Raw genomic sequence first — 15,845 nt, 5'->3', positions numbered from 1 at the left:
GTTTACATCGGGCCGAAGATCACGAAGGGATAGTGCTACGTCATCCCCGCTTCACACTTCCAAATTTCCGGCGATCATGTAAGCTCATGTCTGCTTGGGGCATTTTGCTCCTTGTCTTGACATGGAACTGTATGCTGATTAACTGCGTGGCCTACCAGGATGGCAAAAAACTGGCCGACTTGCCGATCGACGATATCAGCGATTACGTCGAGCGCCCCGATTGCTTCGTCTGGGTGGCCCTGCTCGACGCCACGCCGGACGAGCTGAAACAGATGCAGCATGAGTTTTGCCTGCACGAACTGGCGGTGGAAGACGCGCAGCGGGGCCACCAGCGCCCGAAGATCGAGGAATATGGCGATTCTCTGTTTGCCGTGGTGAAAACCGTGGAAATGGTCGAGAATGAACTGGTGCTGGGCGAAGTCGACATCTTTGTCGGCGCCAATTACGTGCTTTCGTCGCGCAGCAACAGCTCGCAAGGTTTCCTGGGCGTGCGCGCGCGTGCCGAGCGCGAACCGCACTTGCTGCGCCAGGGCTCGGCCTTCGTGCTGTACGCGCTGATGGACGCGGTCGTCGACCGTTATTTCCCCGTGCTCGACGCGCTGGAATCGGAGCTGGAACTGATCGAGGACCGTATCTTCGACCGGGGCACCGAGCGCGACAATATCGAACGGCTGTATCAATTGAAACGCAAGGTCATGGTCTTGCGCCACGTGGTGGCGCCCCTGATGGAAGCGGTGGGCAAGCTGCACGGCGGACGGGTGCCGCCGCTGTGCCACGATACCCAGGAGTATTTCCGCGACGTGCACGACCATCTGGCGCGCATCAACGGCACGCTCGACACCATCCGCGACACGATCAGCACGGCCATCCAGGTAAATCTGTCGATGGTGGCCATCGACGAGAGCGAAGTGAACAAGCAATTGGCGGCCTGGGCCGCCATCTTTGCCGTGTTTACCGCGTTTGCCGGCATCTGGGGCATGAACTTCAAGTTCATGCCGGAACTGGACTGGCATTATGGCTATCCGGCCGCCGTGGCAGTGATGAGCTGTGTCTGCGGTTATATGTATTACTTGTTCAAGCGTTCCGGCTGGCTATAAAAATTTCCTGTGTATCTGTATTATTAAACAATAGCCAGGGGTACAATCGCGGCAAGTCCGTTGACCCGGGCCTTTGCTGAGGATCGCCGCGCCGGCAGCTTTGCCTGCGCTTCCCGTGCCGCGCAGGAGCATTCATGAGTATTCCGTTGTTCGATGTGAATTCGCAAGAACCCCTGTTCGATCCCGAGCAGCGGCGCACCCTGGCGGAGGCGGCCCTGCGCTCGATCACTGCCTCGACGGCGCACGCCCGTGGCGACGACTTCCTGCGCATCCTCGTCAAGGACCTGGCCGAAGCGCTCGACGTGCACTATGTGATCGCCGGGCGGCTGGTGCGCATGGACGATGGCAGCGAAGGCATCCGCACCCTGGCCCTGTGGGGCGGCGACGGCTACCAGCCGAACATCGAATACAGCCTGCAGCACACGCCTTGCCAGGACGTGACTTGCCAGAGCATGTGTTTTCACGGCAGCGATATCCAGCGTCGCTTTCCACTCGATACCCTCCTGGTCGACATGCATGCGGAAAGCTATGTCGGCATGCCGCTGATCGATACCGATGGCAAGACCCTGGGCATCCTGTCGGCCATCGACACGCGTCCCATCGATGAAAACAAGCGCTTGCTGGCCCTGCTGCTGCTGTCGATCTTCTCGGCGCGCGGCGCGGCCGAGCTGCAGCACCAGGAGCGCACCCAGCAGCTGGAAGAAATCGTGCGCGTGCGCACCGAATCGCTGCTGGCGGCGCAGGCCAACCTGATCGAGCAGGAACAGATGGCGGCCCTCGGTTCGCTGGTGGCGGGCGTGTCGCACGAGGTCAACACGCCCATCGGCGTGGCGCTGACGGCGGCGTCGAGCATGGGCAGCTATGCCGACCAGCTGGTGCAGCTGCTGGGCGGCGCCAAGGTCAGCCGTGCCGAACTGATCGACATTGCCGAATCCCTCAAAGGCGCGGCGGCATTGATTGAGCGTAACCTGGCGCGCGCCGCCGACCTGATCGGCAATTTCAAGCAGCTGGCCGTGGACCAGGTCAGCGAGTACGTGGCCGACCTGGCGCTGCACGACTACGTGCACGGCCTGGTGTCGGCGCACAGTCCGGAACTGCGCAAGGCGGCGCTGGGCGTGGAACTCGATATCGCGCCCGATTGCCAGGTGCGCCTGGCGGCCGGCAAGCTGTCGCAAATCCTCTCGAACCTGCTGATGAACAGCGCCCGCCACGGCTATCCGCAGGGCGGGCCGGGGCGCATCACGATACGTGCGCGCATCGAGGCGGACGAGGATGATGCGGCCTTGCGCTGGCTGCTGCTGGACTTTTCGGACGACGGCATCGGCCTGGCGCCGGCCGTGCGCGAACACATGTTTGAACCGTTTTTCACCACCAAGCGTGGCCAGGGCGGCTCCGGCCTGGGCATGCACATCGTCTACACCATCGTGCAGCAACTGGGCGGCCAGGTGTGCGCCATCGACTGCACTCCCGGCTGTCATATACAGATCAGGCTGCCGCTGGCCAGTTGATACCGCGCGACCTCCCGGCTAGCCGGGAGAAGCCACTCCATCCCTTTTTGCCCTGCTTTTCATATGTTGTATGTACGCCATACGCATGCTGAGTTCTGTTGACACTCATATTCTTGCCGTGATTCTATGTAGTTGTCTAGTTGACTTTTAGTTGCCTAGTGCCATTTCTGTACACGTGTCCCAGCGGACTTCACGGTGCCTGATCGGGTGCCGTGCGAGGCGTTTCCTTTAGATGAACGAGTGCAATCCGGGTAAAAAATCCGGAGTCATATATAACCGTACAAATGAAAAAGGGTTCACCATGCTTAAAGAAACCGTCATCTCTCGTGCAGTTCGCATCGTCTGCGCCGGTGGTGTAGTTGCCGCCATGTCCGTTGTTTCGCAGTCCGCGATCGCACAAGATGCGCAGGGCGCCGATACGCAGATCCAGCGTGTCGAAGTCACCGGCTCGTCGATCAAGCGTATCGCCGCCGAAGGCGCCTTGCCGGTCACCGTCCTGACCGCCGAAGCCATCCGCACATCGGGCGCCACCTCGGTCACCGATCTGGTCAAGAAGCTCTCTTCCGCCCAGGGGGCCACCAGCGAAAGTTCCTCGGTTGGCGGCAGCACCTTCGGTTTCTCCGGTATTTCCGTGCATAACGTGGGTGAGACGCGTACGCTCGTCTTGCTGAACGGCAAGCGCCTGGCCCAGTTCGGCGGCCAGACGCTGACCGGTTTCGCCGCTGGCTTCGACTTGAATTCGATCCCTATCTCGGCAATTGAACGCGTGGAATTGCTGACCGATGGCGCCTCCGCCCTGTACGGTGCCGATGCCATCGCCGGCGTGGTCAACTTCATTACCAAGCACGATACGACGATCGGTGATGTGTCCATCGGCTACTCCGCGCCAAAAAACGGTGCGCGTGAGAAACGCCTCAGCGCCACCAAGGGCTTTGGCAACCTGGACGAAGATGGCTACAACGTGGTGCTGACCTTTGGCCATGACGAGCGCGACAAGCTCGCTTCCGTCGACCGCAAGTTCGCCAGCACGGGCAAGGTGCAATTCTCGGCCAATGGCAAGCGCTATCAGAAGCAGCAGTTTTCGGCCAGCCCGATTCCCGCCAATGCCACCGATGACAATGGCCAGCTGATCAGCCCTTACCAGAAGGCCAACGGCTCCTGCCCGGAAAAGACGTTCCGCGTGATCGAACCGTACAACGATGGCAGCGGCCTGGCCGATGACTACTGCGGCTATGACTTCACCAAGGACCTGGAAATCTATCCGGAGCGCAAACGCGACAACTTCATGGCATCGGGCACCTTCAAGATCGCCGGCCAGGAAGTATATGCAGACGTCTTGCTGTCACGCACGAAACAAACTTCGCGTATCGCTCCCGTACCTGGCGCGATCGCCGTCGATGCGGGCACGCCGCTGCATGACAAGTATTTAGTGCCAGCTGGAATTACCGGCGACAGCACGGCGTTCTACCGCTTGTTCGACATGGGCCAGCGTACCTCGAAAGATACGGCGGATTTTGCCAGCGTGGTGGTCGGCACGCGCGGCGTTCTGGCTGGATGGGACTATAACGCTGCCTACAACTTCTCCGAAAGCCGCGTAAAAGGCAGTATTTCCGGTTATCCTGGCGCCATTGCTGTCAATAACCTCACGTCGAGCGGCTTGCTCGACCCCTTCGTCGGCCCGGGCAAGCAGTCTCCCGCGGCACAGGAAGCCATCAAGGCGGCCGCGTACTCCGGTTACTGGGATGGTGGCACTTCGCGCCTGCAAACGATTAACCTGAATGGCTCGACGGAACTGCGGCGACTGCCTGGCGGCGCGATGATGCTGGGGATGGGCGTGAACATCAACCGCGAGGAATTCTCTGCCAAGCCGAGTCCGTTTGCGCAAGGCATCCTGGCCGATCCCGTGAAGGGCACCTTGTGCGGCGGCACGACCGGACTGGAATGCGACCAGCGTTTCGGCGACGCGGCCAGCAGCCAGCCGTACAGCGCCAGCCGTACGTCGAAAGGCATTTTTGGCGAAGTCATCGCGCCTGTACTGAAAGAGCTGGAATTAGGCGCCGCCTTGCGTTTCGATGAATTCTCGGACTTTGGCGGTGCTACCACGGCCAAGGCCAGCTTCAAGTGGACGCCGGCACCCACCTTGCTGATCCGCGGTTCGGTCGGCAATGGTTTCCATGCGCCGACAGTGCCACAAGTCAACGCCTTGCAGCGCGGCTATGGCGTCACCAGCGACAAGTACACCTGCTCGCCAGCCTTGCAGGCGATCGCCACGCGTCTCAATGCGCAATGCCAGCCAGGTAACCGCCAGTACGACCAGCTGGCCGGCGGCAACCGCGAATTGCAGCCGGAGAAATCGAAACAGGCAACTATCGGCTTCCGTTACGAACCGATCAACGCCATCACCCTGGGCGCCGACCTGTGGCATGTGCAGATCCGCGATTCCTTCGGTCAGCTGACCGAACAGCTGGTATTCGCCAATCCGGCCAATTTCCCGAAATCCTGGGGCGTCAACAAGGACGTGGGCACGGGTACCACCTACCTGGCCTTCCTGGCTGACAACCAGAACTTGGGTAAATCGTTCGCCACCGGTGTCGACATCGATATCAGCGCCCGTTACCGCTCCGGCATCGGCCTGTTCACGTCGCAGCTGAACGCGACGCAAATGCTGCGCGAGGATGTGCAGCTGGAACGCAACGGCAGGTATTATTCGGCGCTGGGCAACTTCGCCGATCTGGGCACGGTGACTTTCCGCACGCGCGGCCAGTGGACGAATACCCTGAAAACGGGCAACTGGGCCAACTCGCTGACGGTCAACTTCCTGTCCGGCTACAAGGATCAGGAAACGTCGGTCGACGTGCTTGACGCTTCGGGTGCCGTGACGGGGCAGGAAAAGATCCGCATGCAGGCGGGCTTCTATTCGACCCTCGACTGGCAAACGGTGTGGACGCCAAGCAAGAGCTGGGTGCTGACCGTCGGCGTGCTGAACCTGACCGACAAGAGTCCGCCATTCGTGCCATCGACGTCCGGCGTGAACCGCGGCCAGCAATTCGGCTATGACGACCGCTACTACGATCCGCGCGGCCGTACTGGTTACCTGAATGCCTCGTACAAGTTTTAACGAGGTACGCAGGCATAAAAAAACCGGCCCGTGAATGTGCCGGTTTTTTTCATCCCGCCGCACGGCGGAGAGGGCACGGCCTAGCCGCGCGCCGCCATCGACAGGGCCACCGCCTCGGCCACCTTGATGCCGTCGACGGCCGCCGACAGGATGCCGCCCGCATAGCCGGCGCCTTCGCCGGCGGGGAACAGTCCCCGTGTATTCAGGCTTTGCAGGTCATCGTCGCGGCGCTTGATGCGGATCGGCGACGAGGTGCGCGTTTCCACGCCCGTCAGCACGGCGTCAGCCTTGTAGTAACCCTTGATCTGCTTGTTGAATGCCGGAAACGCCTCGCGCAGGGCCGTGATCGCGTATTCGGGCAGCGAGGGCGCCAGGTCCGTCAGGTGCACGGCCGGCTTGTAAGAAGGCACCACGCTGCCGAATTCCGTCGAGGCGCGGCCGGCCACGAAGTCGCCGACCAATTGTCCTGGCGCATCGTAGTTGCCGCCGCCGAGGGCGAACGCGCGCTCTTCCAGTTCGCGCTGCAGGGCCATGCCGGCCAGCGGGTCGCCCGGGTAGTCGGCGGGCGTGATGCCGACGACGATGGCGCTGTTGGCGTTGCGTTCATTGCGCGAATACTGGCTCATGCCGTTCGTCACCAGGCGGCCCGGTTCGGATGCGGCCGCCACCACCGTGCCGCCCGGGCACATGCAGAAGCTGTAGACGGAACGGCCATTGCTGGCGTGGTGCACCAGCTTGTAGTCGGCCGCGCCCAGGATCGGGTGACCGGCGCTGGGGCCGAAGCGGCAGCTGTCGATCAACGATTGCGGGTGTTCCACGCGGAAACCGATCGAGAACGGTTTCGCTTCGATGTACACGCCGCGCTTGTGCAGCATCTCGAAGGTGTCGCGCGCGCTGTGGCCGATGGCCAGCACGACGTGGTTGCTGGCGATGGTCTCGCCATTGTCCAGCACCACGCCGCGCACCTGGCCGCCGTCCGGGCCGGGCACGATGTCGAGATCGACCACTTTGCTGCTGAAACGGTATTCGCCGCCCAGCTGCTCGATATTGGCGCGCATTTCCTCCACCATCTTGACCAGGCGGAAGGTGCCGATGTGCGGCTTGCTCACGTACATGATTTCTTCGGGCGCGCCCGCCTTGACGAATTCCGTCAGCACCTTGCGGCCGTAGTGCTTGGGGTCCTTGATCTGGCTGTACAGCTTGCCGTCCGAGAAGGTGCCGGCGCCGCCTTCGCCGAACTGCACGTTCGATTCCGGGTTCAGTTCGCGCTTGCGCCAGAAGCCGAAGGTGTCGACGGTGCGCTCGCGTACCTGCTTGCCCCGTTCCAGGATGAGGGGGCGCAAGCCCATCTGCGCCAGGATCAGCGCCACGAACAGGCCGCAGGGGCCCGTGCCGATGACGATGGGACGCGGTTCATTGGTATGGCCGGCCAGCTGTTCGCCGCCGGCGACGAATTTATAGTCGGTGTCGGGCGCGGGCATCAGGTGGATATCGTGGCCCAGGCGCGCCAGCACGGCCGCTTCATTCTTGACTTCCACATGCAGCGAGTAAATCAACACCACGGCGCTGCGCTTGCGCGCGTCGTAGCTGCGCTTGAAGACGGTGAAGCCGAGCAGTTCCTCCGCGGCTATGCCGAGGCGGGCCAGGATCGCGGCCGGCAGGGCTGCATCGTCGTGTTCGAGGGGGAGTTTTACTTCGTTGAGTCGCAACATGGTGTGTATTTTCAAAAATTGCCGGGCTCCGTATCTAGCGGAGAGTGTGTGGCGCCGTGTGAGGGCATCAAGGCGCTATTTTACCTCCACATCGTTCACCGCTTAGATTTACCCGGACTTTTTGGGGAGGGGCAACAGGCGGCAGTGCCGTCTGTTCGCATTGTCGCCGCGGTGCCGTGGCGGGACCTGGAGGCGTTTTCTGGCTGCCACAAACTGGTGCGAGCCGGCGCGTTGCTGGTGCGTCCGCCGCCCCTTGTTGGGGCACGCAAATCCTGGGCTTATTTTTCAGGTAAATTTGTGTTGCTTTTTTGTTGTGGTCGCTTGATTTTGTTGACGCCTTGCCATTGCGTGTGATTTGATAGTGTTTTGTTTCTTACCGGCGCAATTCTGTATCTTTGGTCTGCTCGCATTCCAGGAAAAGAGCAGCGCTGTATCTCGTCGCTATCGCTTCTTCGATGGAGGGCGGGATTTTGTTTTGAGATTATGTCGAGGATTTTTTTTATATAGATCCATTCATAAAAGGTCTGATCGATATATTGCGAAGTGGCTTCACATTTTATATGTCGCCTCCTCCCGTAAAGTAATGACGTCTTGCGCGTCATTTATTTTTCGGGTTATTGATATTCATCTTTTTTAGAACGGATTCTTCCGGTAATTTTCTAATTCCATTGGCGCAAAGCCACTGTTTTCAGGCATCCCAAGTAAGTTTTGTTATCGTCCGCGAATGTTTTCATTTAGCCTGGATGCGTTTCTGCATGCCTATTTTCTGGATAAATCGAAGTGTTGCGCCAACAGAACAGTTTTCCTAATTTTATTGACCAGCCTGTTTCAATATGTTCCGATGTGTCCTTCTGTTTTATTTTGCGTATGCAAAGTGGACCGAGAGGATGTCTTGTGTGGCGGGATAGCAAGGCGATGAGAGTAGAAAGCGTTTAAAAACGCATAAGCGTAAGTGAAAAACTCCTTTACCAAAGCAGTAATACTGCGCTCATATAAATAATAGGGAATGACATGTTGAGAAAAACTGTAATAGCACGTGCATTAACGATCGCGTTCAGCGCATCGGTATTGAGCGTTGCGATTGTTCCAGCGGTAATGGCTCAGTCGAATGCCACGGGCAACATCATCGGCAAGATCGCGCCGGATGCCAGCGCATCGGTGCAGATCGTCGGTGCCGACAACGGCTTCAAGCGGACTATTTCACCCGATGCCAGCGGTACTTTCCGCATCACTTCCCTGCCAGTTGGTAACTACAAGGTCACGCTGCTGAAAGGTTCTTCCGTCGTCAGCACGCAGGACGTGGAAGTGCGCATCGGCCAGGAAAGCGAAGTGGCGCTGCAGCAGGTACAGACCGTGAACGTGACGAGCCGCCGCCGCGCGATCGATGTCACCAGTTCCAACTCCGGTTCGTCCTTCAATTCGCGCGAGCTGGCTACCCTGCCGCTGGCGCCAACGGTCGCCAACATTGTGCAATTGGCCGGCGGTACCACGCGCGCCGACTCGCGCTACGGCAACAACGCCGCCAGCTTCGGCGGCTCCAGCGCGTCGGAAAATGCGGCGTACATCAACGGTTTCCCTGTCACCAACAGCCTGTATCAGGTTGGTTACTCTTCCCTGCCTTTCGGCTCGATTGCTGAAGCGCAAATCATCACCGGCGGCTACGGCGCCGAATTCGGACGTTCGACGGGTGGCGTGGTCAATATCACCACCAAGAGCGGTACGAATAACTGGGAATTCGGCGCCGGCTTTACCTACGCGCCTGATTCGCTGCGCGGCAAGGCCAAGAACATCATGTTCCCGAATACGGGCGCCAATCCCAAGACGGATGGCAAGATCTACAACTACCGGGAAGGCGACAAGCTGACCGAGAAGGTCTACAACGCCTATGTCAGCGGCCCGCTGATCAAGGACAAGCTGTTCATCTATCTGGGTGGTGAATTTACCAGAATGGACCGCGAAACGGCACGTCTGGCATCGACCAGCACGGTGAACAATCAGACTGGCTGGCTGGTGCAGAAATCCGATGTGCCGCGCTATATCGCCAAGATCGACTGGAATATCACCGACAATAACCGCCTCGAATATACGCATATTTCGGACGAGTCGAAAGTTGACGATCAATACTACGGCTTCAACTACGATACCAAGCAGCGCGGCTATGTGCAGAACGGCGGCGCCAAATTCAAGAACTATTCGGCAGGTGTGCTGTTCCTCAACGCCACCGGCGCTGCGCTGGCGGCAGCCCAGGGTTCCAACATCGACATCCTCAAGCTGACCAGCTATGTGACCGACGATCTGACCGTGCAGGCCCTGATCGGCCAGGCGAAGACCCAGCGCGAGCAAAATCCGTTTGGCTACATTCCAGGCTTGCGTCCGGTCGTTGCTTCCCCGGACAACCAGGTACCAGGCGTGAATTACCAGCCTAGCCAGGTGCAAGGTTTCAGCTCGGCCCTGTTGCGCGACGGTGCACAAGACACCAACCGCGGCTATCGCCTGGATCTGGAATACAAACTGGCCAAGCAGCATACGATACGCGGCGGTCTTGACCACAACAAGATCAATGCCCTGAACGGCACGGAAGCGGCCGGCGGCGGTACCTGGACTTACCTGAAAACCAATCCGAACACCGTATTGTCTGGCCATAATATGTCGCCGGCAGCTGGCGGCGGTTACGGCACCCAAGGTTACTACGTGCGTGAAAACCTGCAGCGTGGCGGTTCCACTCCGTCCGTCGAGCAGTCGGCGCAGTACATCGAGGACCGCTATCAAGCCACCGAAAACCTGGTCGTGACCCTGGGCTTGCGCAATGAGTCGTTCAAGAATATGAACGGTATCGGCGAAACCTTCGTGGAACAGAAAAACATGCTGGCGCCGCGCCTGAATGCGGCCTGGAATGTGTATGGCGACGGTTCCCTGAAAGTCTTCGGTACGGCTGGCCGCTACTTCATGCAATTACCGGCCAACATGGCCGTACGTTTTGCTGGCGCTTCGCTGAATACCGACCGGTTCTACACCTACACCGGCGTCAACCCGACCACGGGTGCACCGCTGGGCTTGAACCCGATCAGCAATGTCGTGTCGGCTAACAATGAATTTGGCCAGGAAAAACGCGCCAATGAATTGGCTTCGACCAACTTGAAGGCCCACTTCCAGGACGAGATCAACCTGGGCTTCGAGAAGGCGCTGACGCCTGATTTCAACGGCGGTATCAAGTTTACCTATCGCAAGCTGAAAAACACGATCGATGACTACTCGGATCCACGCGCCATTTCGGCCAAGCTGACGGGCGCTGAAAAAGAGTACTTCGATGACCATGGCTGGAACGGCGCCCTGTTCAATCCAGGCAAGGACAACACCTTCATGATCCCGGTGGGACCAAACGGTGCACAGCGTGCGGTGACGATTACGGCTGCCGATGCAGGCTTCCCGGAAAAAGCCAAGCGTACCTACACGGCGCTGGAATTCATGCTGGAACATCCGATGCGCAATGGCTGGTATGGCAAGATGAACTACACGTGGTCGCGCAGCGAAGGCAACCAGGAAGGCCAGACCAAGTCGGATAACGGCCAGGCCGACGTGGGCTTCAGCTCGGGTTGGGACTTCCCGGAAACGATGGTCAACGGCAGCGGCTTGTTGCCGAACAACCGTACGCACCAGTTGAAAACCTACGGCTACTATGAGTTCACGAGCCAGTTTGGCGTCGGTGGCAACTTGCTGGTGGCGACGGGCCGTCCAATGTCGCGTACTTGCAATATCCCAGCGTCCATGGATCAACAGGGCTTGGGCTTGTCGCAATACGGCTCGATCTTCTTCCTGTGCCCAACCGGTCCGAACGGCCGCGGCGCCTACGGTACGCTGCCAACAGAAATGCGCCTGGACTTGAACTTCATCTACAAGCCAGAGCAAATCAAAGGCATCGTGCTGAAAGTCGACGTGCTGAACGCAACCAACCGTCAAGTGGCGCAATCCATTGACGAGGCCTACAACACCAGCGCCGCCGGTACTGCCGTCAGCCCTACCGCCGGTATGGTCAATGCGTATTCGAACCCGCGTACCGTGCGCTTGTCGGCCCAGTACAGCCACAAGTTCTGATGTGATTTCCTCCTTGCCGGTTGACAGCCGTCAGCCGGCGGAGGCCGGGATGCACGGACGGTTATAGCAAGAGGCATGGTCAGTCATGCCAGTAACATGCCCCGCAAGCTGCGAAGCTTGCGGGGCATTTTTTTGGGTGGCGCGCTGGCTGCCAGGCCATCGTACGCCGCCTTACATGCCGCCCCACAAGGCGCCCAGGGTGGCCAGCGCCGTCAGGCCCGCCGTTTCCGTGCGCAAGATGCGCGGCCCCATGGACAAGCCGATGGCGCCGGCGGCCAGGGCCGCCTTTTCTTCCGCTTCCGAAAACCCGCCTTCCGGTCCCACCATCACGGTGATCGCCTGCGGCGGCTGATGACGCGCCCAGTCGGCCAGCGACTGCTGTGCGCGCGGCGTCAAAATGATGCGTTTATGTAAATCTTGCTGACTGCTCCAGCCGTTAAAATCCTGCAATGGGGCCAGCTGCGCCAGGCGGTTGCGCCCGCATTGTTCCGATGCGGACACGATGATCGCTTGCCAATGCGCGAGTTTCTTCTCGGCCCGCTCGGCGGACAGGCGCACGACGCAGCGCTGCGCCGCCAGCGGCACGATGCCGGCCGCGCCCAGTTCGATGGCTTTTTCGATGATCCAGTCCATTTTCGACGCTTCCGGCAACGCTTGCGCCAGGGTCACGGCATACGGCAGTTCCGCCTCGCGCGCCACCTGCGCCTGGATTTGCGCCGTCACGCTGCGCTTGGCGACCGCCACCAGGCTCGCCTGCACTTCGCCGCCTTCGCCATTGAACAGGGTGATGACGTCGCCCGGCACCAGGCGCACGACCTGGATATGGTGGGCGACAGTCTCCGGCAGGGAGACGGTGGCGCCGGCGACGAGCGGCTGGGGGCAGAAAAAACGCGGCATGCAAATCCTCAACGGGGGTAAGTGGGGTGGAAAGACGTCAAAGTATAGCCATTTGGCGGGCCAGTACGCCGCAATTCTAATTTGCGGTCCCCCAGTCTGGTAAAATAGTTGGCTACAGAAAGCAGCCGGCTTCCCTGTCCGCGCTGTTGCAAACGAATCCCAAACTCGCGACTGACCCATACCATCATGACAACTACGCTCCCGACTACCAAAATGGCCAATGCGATCCGCGCACTGGCAATGGACGCTGTACAAAAGGCCAACTCCGGCCATCCAGGCATGCCGATGGGCATGGCCGAGATCGCAGTTGCCCTGTGGAGTGGTCACTATCGCCACAATCCCGCGAACCCGAAATGGCAGAACCGTGACCGTTTCCTGTTGTCGAACGGCCACGGCTCGATGCTGCACTACGCGCTGCTGCACCTGACGGGCTACGACCTGTCGATGGATGACATCAAGGCCTTCCGCCAGATGCATTCGAAAACCCCGGGCCACCCGGAAGTCGATGTCACGCCCGGCGTGGAAACGACCACCGGCCCGCTGGGCCAGGGTATCGCCAACGCCGTCGGCATGGCCCTGTCGGAGCAATTGCTGGCCGCTGAATTCAACAAGCCTGGCCACGACATCGTCAACCACTACACCTACGCCTTCGTCGGCGATGGTTGCTTGATGGAAGGTATTTCGCACGAAGTGTGCGCGCTGGCCGGTACCCTGGGCCTGAATAAACTGATCGCCCTGTACGACGACAACGGCATTTCCATCGACGGTAAAGTGGAAGGCTGGTTCACGGACGACACCCCGGCGCGCTTCGAAGCCTACGGCTGGAACGTCATCCGCGCCGTCGACGGCCACGATGTGGCCGCCGTCGCTGCCGCCATCGCCGCCGCCAAGACCGCCAGCAAGCCAACCTTGATCTGCTGCAAGACCATCATCGGCAAGGGTTCGCCGAACCTGCAAGGCGGCGACAAGGTCCACGGCGCCGCGCTGGGCGACAAGGAAATCGCCGCCGTGCGCGAATACATCGGCTGGGATGCCGCACCGTTCGAGATGCCGTCCGACGTGTACGCGGCCTGGGATGCGAAAGAGCAGGGCGCCCTGCTGGAAAAAGACTGGAACGAGCGTTTCGCCGCCTACAGCCGTGAATTCCCGCAGCAAGCCGCTGAACTGACCCGCCGCATGCAGGGCGACTTGCCACAGGCATTCGAAGCGGCCCTGAGCGCCGCCATCGCTTCCTGCGTCGAAAAGAAAGAAAACATCGCTACCCGCAAGGCCAGCCAGAACGCCATCCAGGCGCTGGCGTCGTCGCTGCCGGAATTCCTGGGCGGCTCGGCCGACCTGACCGGTTCGAACCTGACCAACTGGAAAGAGTGCGTGGCCGTGCGTTCGGGCCAGCCTGGCAACCACATCAACTATGGCGTGCGCGAATTCGGCATGAGCGCCATCATGAACGGCATCACCCTGCACGGCGGCTACATCCCGTTCGGCGCCACCTTCCTGACGTTCTCCGATTACAGCCGCAACGCGCTGCGCATGGCTGCCCTGATGAAACTGCGTTCGATCTTCGTGTTTACCCACGATTCGATCGGCCTGGGCGAGGACGGCCCGACGCACCAGTCGGTCGAGCACGTCTCGTCGATGCGTTTGATCCCGAACCTGGACAACTGGCGTCCGTGCGACACCGTCGAGTCGGCTGCCGCCTGGGGCGCCGCCGTGCGCCGCAAGGATGGCCCGTCGACCCTGATCTTCTCGCGCCAGAACCTGCCGTACCAGGAGCGTAGCGCCGAACAGATCGAGAACATCTACCGCGGCGGCTATGTGCTGAACGACGTGGCCGACGCCAAGGCGATCCTGATCGCCACCGGTTCCGAAGTGGAACTGGCCGTCGCCGCCGCCAGCGCGCTGGCCTCGGAAGGCATCAATGTGCGCGTCGTGTCGATGCCGTCGACCGACGTGTACGACCGCCAGGACGCCGCCTACAAGGCCGGCGTGCTGACGAAGGGCGTGCCGCGCGTGGCCATCGAAGCGGGCGTGACCAGCTTCTGGTACAAATACGTGGGCCTGGAAGGCGCCGTGGTCGGTATCGACACGTTCGGCGAATCGGCCCCGGCCGGCGTGCTGTTCAAGCACTTCGGCTTCACGGTCGAGAACGTCGTCGCCAAGGTGAAAGCCGTTATCGCCGGCTAATATTGATTTTGAGCAGGCCCCGGCAAGGTAGTGCCGGGGTGCTGTGCTGATACCTTTTTTTTTAATCAGGAGCAGAGTATGACGATCAAAGTTGCAATCAACGGCTACGGCCGCATCGGCCGTAATGTGTTGCGCGCTTTCTACGAAGGCGGCAAGAAACAGGATATCCAGATCGTTGCCATCAACGACCTGGGCGATGCCAAATCGAACGCCCACCTGACCCGTTACGACACCGCGCACGGCAAGTTCCCGGGCACGGTGACCGTCGAAGGCGACAACATGATCGTCAATGGCGATCCGATCCGCGTATTCGCACAGCGCAATCCGGCTGAAATCCCATGGGGCGAGCTGGGCGTCGACGTCGTGCTGGAATGCACGGGCTTCTTCACCACCAAAGAGAAAGCTTCGGCTCACTTGAAGGGCGGCGCGAAAAAAGTCATCATTTCGGCCCCAGGCGGCAAGGACGTCGATGCGACCGTCGTGTTCGGCGTGAACCACTCGGTACTGAAATCGACGGACACCGTCATCTCGAACGCTTCGTGCACCACCAACTGCCTGGCACCGCTGGTCAAGCCGCTCAACGACGCCATCGGCATCGAAACGGGCCTGATGACCACCGTGCACGCCTACACCAACGACCAGGTACTGTCCGACGTGATGCATGAAGACCTGCGCCGCGCCCGTTCGGCCACCATGAGCATGATCCCGACCAAGACGGGCGCTGCCGCCGCCGTGGGCCTGGTGCTGCCTGAGCTGAATGGCAAGCTGGACGGCTTCGCCATCCGCGTGCCGACCATCAACGTGTCGCTGGTCGACCTGTCGTTCATCGCCAAGCGCGACACCACGGTGGAAGAAGTCAACGCGCTGATGAAAGCCGCGTCGGAAGGCGCCCTGGAAGGCATCCTGACGTACCAGACCGAACCGCTGGTCTCGATCGACTTCAACCACAACCCGGCGTCGTCGAACTTCGATTCGACCCTGACCAAGGTCTCGGGCCGCCTGGTGAAAGTATCCTCGTGGTACGACAACGAGTGGGGTTTCTCGAACCGCATGCTCGACACCACCGTTGCACTGATGTCGGCCAAGTAATTCATCAAAACACTGCAGTAAGCGCTCTCTGAGGGGCGCCGGGCCGCCCTGTCTGACAGGGCGGTTTTTTTTTGCGAGCACATTCTGTGCGCGCATTACTGGTGTGTTTCAGTCCCGGCGGCGTGCCATGCGCGACTACCATTAGTTA

8 protein-coding genes are annotated in these 15,845 nt (G+C 60.2%); 6 read left to right on the top strand and 2 right to left on the bottom strand.

What is annotated here, in order from left to right; translation table 11 throughout:
- Positions 1–131 precede the first annotated feature (131 nt).
- The 3 genes from corA (at position 132) to AC0V2Y_RS23060 (ending at position 5,723) form a co-directional block, all read left to right on the top strand.
- The gene (gene corA, locus AC0V2Y_RS23070) at positions 132–1,097 is read left to right on the top strand and encodes a magnesium/cobalt transporter CorA (protein WP_034760218.1); all 966 of its coding nucleotides are present in this window, start codon (positions 132–134) and stop codon (positions 1,095–1,097) included.
- A 134-nt stretch (positions 1,098–1,231) separates the two neighbouring features.
- On the top strand, positions 1,232–2,605 hold the full coding sequence (locus AC0V2Y_RS23065) for an ATP-binding protein (protein WP_475417429.1): 1,374 nt from the start codon (positions 1,232–1,234) through the stop codon (positions 2,603–2,605).
- Positions 2,606–2,906: 301 nt separating this feature from the next.
- Positions 2,907–5,723, top strand: coding sequence for a TonB-dependent receptor plug domain-containing protein (locus AC0V2Y_RS23060; RefSeq protein ID WP_475417428.1), 2,817 nt, complete (start codon positions 2,907–2,909; stop codon positions 5,721–5,723).
- Between the two features lie 80 nt (positions 5,724–5,803).
- Here the strand turns inward: AC0V2Y_RS23060 and AC0V2Y_RS23055 are convergent, their stop codons facing one another.
- Positions 5,804–7,435, bottom strand: coding sequence for an NAD(P)/FAD-dependent oxidoreductase (locus AC0V2Y_RS23055; protein ID WP_475417427.1), 1,632 nt, complete (start codon positions 7,433–7,435; stop codon positions 5,804–5,806).
- A gap of 1,095 nt (positions 7,436–8,530) precedes the next feature.
- On the opposite strand from AC0V2Y_RS23055, the gene AC0V2Y_RS23050 reads away from it, so the two are divergent.
- Positions 8,531–11,527: a TonB-dependent receptor gene (locus tag AC0V2Y_RS23050; protein ID WP_475417426.1), complete on the top strand. Its 2,997-nt coding sequence runs from the start codon at positions 8,531–8,533 to the stop codon at positions 11,525–11,527.
- A gap of 171 nt (positions 11,528–11,698) precedes the next feature.
- Here the strand turns inward: AC0V2Y_RS23050 and AC0V2Y_RS23045 are convergent, their stop codons facing one another.
- Positions 11,699–12,424, bottom strand: coding sequence for a 16S rRNA (uracil(1498)-N(3))-methyltransferase (locus AC0V2Y_RS23045; protein ID WP_475417425.1), 726 nt, complete (start codon positions 12,422–12,424; stop codon positions 11,699–11,701).
- A 186-nt stretch (positions 12,425–12,610) separates the two neighbouring features.
- Between AC0V2Y_RS23045 and tkt the strand changes: the two genes are divergently transcribed.
- Positions 12,611–14,608 carry a transketolase gene (gene tkt, locus AC0V2Y_RS23040; protein ID WP_475417424.1) on the top strand — a complete coding sequence of 666 codons (1,998 nt, stop codon included), beginning with the start codon at positions 12,611–12,613 and terminating at the stop codon, positions 14,606–14,608.
- Between the two features lie 78 nt (positions 14,609–14,686).
- Positions 14,687–15,697 (top strand): type I glyceraldehyde-3-phosphate dehydrogenase, encoded by a 1,011-nt coding sequence (gap, locus tag AC0V2Y_RS23035; RefSeq protein ID WP_010395244.1) that lies wholly within the window; start codon positions 14,687–14,689, stop codon positions 15,695–15,697.
- Positions 15,698–15,845: the final 148 nt, after the last annotated feature.

The sequence above is a fragment of the Janthinobacterium sp. BHSEK genome (genome assembly GCF_056174685.1).
Note: the sequence above shows the minus strand (reverse complement) of the source record. Positions and strands in the feature narration are given on the sequence as shown.